This window comes from Mycobacterium sp. TH-M11, assembly GCF_057473725.1.
Genome location: NZ_JBYCLD010000218.1, coordinates 1 through 4,713 on the forward strand (window position 1 = coordinate 1; position 4,713 = coordinate 4,713).

At 69.6% G+C, this 4,713-nt stretch carries 1 protein-coding gene; it reads left to right on the forward strand.

The genetic code is table 11. The features are described from left to right. Positions 1 to 20: 20 nt before the first annotated feature. The coding region (locus tag AC2VOG_RS09420; protein ID WP_486939639.1) for a type I polyketide synthase at positions 21 to 4,713 on the forward strand (4,693 nt) is incomplete at its 3' end.

Genomic DNA, 4,713 nt, shown 5'->3' on the forward strand with positions numbered 1-4,713 from the left:
GAGAGGCTGGGTTGAGCGGGATGACTGCACCGCCAGACCGTCGGGCGATCATCACCGAGGCGCTTCGCAAGATCGATGACCTGACGGCCCGGCTGGAGATCGCCGAACAGGCCGACCTCGAGCCGATTGCCGTGGTGGGCATGGCCTGCCGACTGCCGGGCGGAGTCAACAACACCGACGACTACTGGCAACTGCTGCAGGAGGGCCGCAGCGGCGTCATCCGGGTTCCGGCGGACCGCTGGGACGCCGACGCCTACTACTCCGACGACCACACCCGGCCGGGCACCATCTGCAGCCGGAAGGGCGGCTTCCTCACCTCCTGGCGGCCCGACGAGTTCGACGCCGAGTTCTTCGGGGTCTCCCCGCGCGAGGCGATCGCGATGGACCCGCAGCAGCGGTTGCTGCTCGAAGTCGCCTGGGAAGCACTGGAAAACGCCGGCGTGACGCCGAAAGCCGTGCGCCACAGCCAGACCGGGATCTACGTGGGCCTGACCACCAGCGACTACTACTGGCTCGCGACCGAGGACGGTGGGCGTCCCGAAGACTTCGACCCGTACCTGCCGTTCGGTAACGCGTCGAACTTCGCCGCGGGCCGGCTGTCGTATTTCCTTGGCGCACATGGTCCCGCGGTCGTGCTCGACACCGCATGCTCGTCGTCGCTGGTCGCCGTCCACCTGGCCTGCCAGAGTCTGCGCCGTCGTGAAACGGATCAGGCGCTGGCGGCCGGCACCAACCTGATCCTGACCCCGGAGAACAGCATCGCCTGCTCGCGCTGGGGGATGCTGGCCCCGGACGGCCAATGCAAGACCTTCGATGCCAGCGCCAACGGCTACGTGCGCAGCGAAGGCTGCGGCGTGATTGTGCTCAAGCGGCTCAGCGACGCACAGCGCGACGGCGATACGGTGCAGGCGCTGATCCGCGGTTCGGCGGTCAACCAGGACGGCCCGAGCAGCGGCCAGACGGTGCCCAGCGGACCCGCACAGCAGGCCGTGCTGCGGGCTGCGCTGGCCTCGGCGCGGCTGGAACCCTCGGAGATCGACTACATCGAGGCGCACGGCACCGGCACCGCGTTGGGCGACCCGATCGAACTCGACGCGTTGAGTGCGGTTTTCGATCGACGTGGCGATTCGGCGCCCCTGGTGCTCGGCTCGATGAAGACCAACCTGGGCCACCTGGAGAACTCGTCGGGTATCGCCGGCTTCATCAAGACGGTCCTCAGCCTCGACCACGGCCACATTCCGCCGCACCTGCACTTCAGCGCGCTGACCCCGAATGCGGGAGCGGGAGCGTCGAAGTTCACCATTGCCGCCGACGGGATGCCGTGGCCCGAGGTGAACCGCCCGCGTCGCGCGGGGGTGTCGTCATTCGGCGTCAGCGGAACCAACGCCCACGTGGTGATCGAGCAGGCGCCCGTGACGGAACCTGTTGTTGTGCAACCGGATCCGGCGGTCAGCACGCTGATCGTCTCGGGTAAGACCCCGGCGCGCATCGCGCCGATCGCCGAGATGCTGGCCGACTGGTTGTCCGGTCCGGGCGCTGAGGTGCCGTTGGCCGACGTCGCCAACACCGTCAACAACTATCGCGGCCGGTACCGCAGCTTCGCCGCCGTGGCCGCCCGCGACCACGAGCAGGCTGTCGCCGGGCTGCGCGCGCTGGCCGCCGGTGCGCCCGCCAGCGGTGTGGTGGAGCCGACCGAGAAGCCGCACGGGTCGGGCACGGTGTTTGTGTACTCGGGTCAGGGTTCGCAGTGGGCGGGGATGGGTCGGCAGTTGTTGGCCGATGAGCCGGTGTTTGCTGCGGCGGTGGCCGAGTTGGAGCCGGACTTTGTTGCGCAGGTTGGTTTTTCGTTGCGTGAGGTGTTGGCCTCCGGTGAGCCGGTGGTCGGTATCGACCGGATTCAGCCGGTGCTGGTGGGTATGCAGTTGGCGTTGACCGCGTTGTGGCGCTCCTACGGGGTTGAGCCCGATGCGGTGATCGGTCACTCGATGGGTGAGGTGACCGCGGCGGTCGTGTCGGGTGCGCTGAGTCCGGCGGATGGTTTGAAAGTCATTGCGACGCGGTCGAAGTTGATGTTGCGGTTGTCCGGTCAGGGTGCGATGGCGCTGGTCGAGTTGGGTGCTGATGAGGCCGAGAAGCTGGCCGGGCAGTATCCGGATGTGTCGGTGGCGGTGTATGCGGCACCGGCTCAGACGGTGATCGCGGGTCCGCCGGAGCAGGTCGATGCGGCGATCGCGGTGGTGGACGGGCAGGGCAAGTTGGCGCGTCGGGTCGAGGTGGATGTGGCTTCGCATCATCGGACCGTCGACCCGATTCTGGACGAGTTGCGGGCGGCGCTGGTCGATGTGAAGCCGCAGACGCCGCGGATCCCGGTGATCGGCACGGTCGGTGAGGCTGAGGCCGCTTCGAGATTCGACGCCGATTACTGGGTGGTCAACCTGCGTAACCCGGTGCGGTTCAGCCAGGCCATAGCCACGGCGGCCGCGACGCACACCACGTTCGTCGAAATCAGCCCCCACCCACTGCTGACCCACGGCATCGGCGAGACGCTGGCCGCGGTGGGCTCCCGCGACCAGTTCGCCGTCACCGCGGCCATGAAGCGCGGCGACGACGAAACACTGTCCGTCCACGAGCAACTCGCCACCATCGGGGTGAGCGGTGACGGCGACGGTCGGCGCCGCGTCGCGATCCCGGCCTCGCCGTGGCTGCACGCCAGCTACTGGGTCGCGAAGAAACCCGCCGCCCAGCGGCTGACCGACGTCCACCCGTTGCTGGGCGCACACGTCGAACTGCCGTCCGGGTGTGAGCATGTGTGGCAGAACGACATCGGTGTCGAGACGCTGCCATGGCTGGCCGACCACACGATCGGTGGCCAAGCCGTCCTCGCGGCCGCCGGCTTCGCCGAGATGGCGTTGGCCGCCGCCACCCAGGCGCTCGGCGCCGCCACGATCAGCAAGCTCATTATCGAGCGGCCGCTGATCCTGGACGCCGCGACCCGCGTCACCACTCAGCTCTCAGTGAGCCCCGAAGCGAATCGTGTTGAGATTCAAGCCCGCTCGGGCGGGGGCAGCTGGACGCGATACGCGGTCGCCGACGTGACCCAACCGGGCACACCGGCCGGCCCGGTTGCCGGGCCGGGCACCGCGATCACGTTGTCCGACGAGGTCGCCGATCATCCCGAGTACCGCATTCACCCGGTGCTGGTCGACGCCGCGCTGCGGCAACTGGCCGCCGCCATCCCGGCCGAGTCGGAAGACGCTTCCTATCAAGCGGTTTCGGTGGAGACGATCCGCGTCTTCGCCCCGATCCGCGGGCGGGCCCGCGTGCACACCGAGTTGGCCGGCGACCGCGGCCGCGTCGTGCTCACCGACGACGCCGGTGCCGTGCTCGCCGAGCTGACCGGTGTCGAGCTCAAGCCGGTCGATCTGGCCAGCGTGCCGCTGCCGTTGGAACAGAAGATCTTCGACGCCGCATGGGTGCGTAGCCCTGCCGAGGGCGGCGCGGTGGCCGACGGCACCTGGCTGGTGCTGGCCGAAAACGACTCCGCCGCCCAGGCTCTCGCAACCGAACTCACCGACAAGCTCACCTCCTCGACGCGACGTGCGGTCAGCGCCCCGCTGGCCGATGTGTCGGCGGTCGCGGAGGCGTTCGCCACGACCGCCGGCTCGCAGCCGGTCGGCATCGTCGTGCTGCTGGCCAACCCGCCGTTTAACGGCGATGACATTGAAGCCACCGATGCCGCCCTGAAGCGGGCCCAGGACCTGGTGGTGGATATCACGGCCGCCGCGCACGCGGCCGTCGACGGCTGCAAGGGCACCTCGCCGCGGCTGTGGCTGGTCACCCGCGGCGGGTTGTCGGTCCACGACGACGAGCCGGGCGACCCGGCGATCGGCGCGCTCAAAGGCCTGGTTCGGAACTGGCGGTTCCCCGGCGAAGCGGCCCGGGTGCTGGCCGGCGAGCCGGACCTCGGCGTCACCCTGCTCGATGTGGGCAGCGCAGATGTGCTCGGCAAGCTGACCGACGAACTCGCCGCCTCGACCGGCGACGACGTCGTCGCGTTGCGCGGCGACGGACGCTACGTCGAACGGATGATCCGTGCCGCACTGGACGGCGATCGCCATGACGCGGTGGTCCGACCGGACGGCTCCTACATCCTCACCGGCGGGCTGGGCGGTCTGGGCACCGTCGTCACCGGTTGGCTGGTGGAGCGGGGTGCCGGCCGCATCGTGCTCAACGGCCGCCGCGAACCGTCGCAAGAGCAGCGCGACTACCTGGCCGGCCTGGGCGCCGAGGTGGTGTTCGTGGCCGGCGACATCGCCGCCGAAGGCGTGGCAGAGCGGCTGGTGGCCGCGGCCGAGGAGACCGGCAAGCCGCTGCGCGGGCTGGTGCACGGCGCCGGTGTGACCGGCGACGGCCTGGTCAGCGCCCTGACCCGGGAAGGTTTGGCAAAAGTCTGGACGCCCAAGGTCGCCGGCGCGCTGCGGCTCAACGCGGCGACGGCCGGCACGCAGATGGACTGGTGGGTCGGCTTCTCGTCGATGGCCACCATGCTCGGCCTGCCCGGCCAGCTGGCCTACACCACCGGTAACGCGTGGCTCGATGCGCTGATGACATGGCGGCGCGCATCCGGGCGACCCGCCACCGCGATCAACTGGGGACAGTGGTCGGCGGTCGGCATGAGCAGCAAGCTGACCTACAGCGTCCTCGACCCGATCA